Source organism: Haloterrigena salina JCM 13891 (assembly GCF_000337495.1).
Classification (GTDB): Archaea; Halobacteriota; Halobacteria; order Halobacteriales; family Natrialbaceae; genus Haloterrigena; species Haloterrigena salina.
In genome coordinates this window covers 1-1,418 of the sequence record NZ_AOIS01000049.1, presented here as the reverse complement: position 1 = coordinate 1,418, position 1,418 = coordinate 1, and the positions used below count along the sequence as shown (strand labels likewise).

Sequence of the window (1,418 nt, the reverse complement as noted above, 5' to 3'; positions counted from 1 at the left end):
TATCGCCGTCTGCCGTCTGGTTCGTGTCGTCTGCCATACCCGGCTGTTGCCGACTCACCGCCTTAAAGACACCTCTCTCGTCGACGAGCAGGCGCTTCGCTCATCCCTCGCGGTCATCGAAGATCGTTTGGCGCGACTCGCCGTCTCGCGACGAAGAGCGTCGATCGGAGAATCGCGCCTCCAAATACAGTCAATCAATATATATTTACAGTTAGACTACCAATTCGGTGTCGATGCCCTCCACATCGCTCTCTCGCCGGCGGCTGCTCGCAGCGAGCAGCGGCTGTCTTTCGGCCGCGTTCGCCGGCTGCATCGAGTTCAGCGAAGGCGAATCGGTCTCCGGCCACTCCACCTCCGAGGGAGGCACGCTCGAGTCGACCCACGAGTACGAGTCGTTGTCGATCCGCTCGGCGGACGACACGCCCGTCGCCTACTCGAGCGAGGACGCCGCGGAAGCCGACGAAGAGAAACGGGCGCCGCGCTATCTGGCCGATTTCTTCGTCACCGACGAGGACGACGCCGCCGCGCTGTGGTTCACCGGCGCCGCTGCGGACGACGACGTCGACGCCGCTCGAGCGTTCGTCGAGGAGACCGATTTCGACGGCGAATCGATCTACGTCGACCAGCGGTCGATCGACGACTGCTATCGGCGACGGCTGCTGAGCGTCCGCGCGGCCGATGGCGAGTTCCGGACGAACTACTGTCGAGCGCTGAAATCCCCGATGGAGCCGTGCGAGGCGGACAGGTCCGTCACGGAAGCGGTGTTCGTCCGCGTCCACCGCCCGTACGACGATCCCCCCTCGAGTCGAGGGAGTTCCGAACGCACCACCTGTCCGAGCGACGCCGGCGGTGGGAACGGCTCCGCGGCGAACAAGATGGACGGAACCGACACCGCGAACGACACTGACGGAACCGAAACCAACGACACTGACGCTCCGAGCGCGGAGGAACCGCGATGAACGACTGCGGCCGTAGCCATCGCCGACGGTTCCTGGCGGGGGTCGCCGCGGCCGGCAGCACCGCGCTCGCCGGCTGTAGCGCTCTCTCGTGGACCGACGACGACGGATCGTCGTTCACCGCGGCCGACGCGGCCGACGTGCTCACCGATGAGACCGAACCGCCGGAAATCGAGTGGCCGGTACCGGTGGGTCCGGCGTCGGACGCCGTCGACGACGGCCTCGAGCGCGTCGAGACGCTACTGGCGGACGTTCCGGACCCGCTCGAGTCCGAGACGGTCCCCAACGGCGTCGTTCGGCAGTCGATCGCGGATCGACGGGACGAAGCCCGCGGCTACCGCGACGAGGCCGCCGAAGCGACCGGCGACGATCGCTACCGCGCGCTGCGGACGACCCGCGAGGCGCGCGACGCCGCGCGGGCGGCGACGACCACGCTCGCCGCCATCGAAGACGAGACGATCA

At 67.4% G+C, this 1,418-nt stretch carries 1 protein-coding gene and 1 pseudogene; both read left to right on the top strand.

The features are described from left to right. The first annotated feature begins 233 nt into the window (after positions 1-233). Positions 234-959 (top strand): hypothetical protein, encoded by a 726-nt coding sequence (locus C477_RS14870; RefSeq protein ID WP_008895333.1) that lies wholly within the window; start codon positions 234-236, stop codon positions 957-959. Next, a pseudogene (locus tag C477_RS14865) lies at positions 956-1,418 on the top strand (hypothetical protein); the annotation flags it as partial. The gene C477_RS14870 and the pseudogene C477_RS14865, both read left to right, overlap by 4 nt.

Bases quoted from the DNA above. Each gene is read 5' to 3' on its own strand.
- C477_RS14870 (WP_008895333.1), top strand. From the start codon at position 234: ATGCCCTCCACATCGCTCTCTCGCCGGCGGCTGCTCGCAGCGAGCAGC.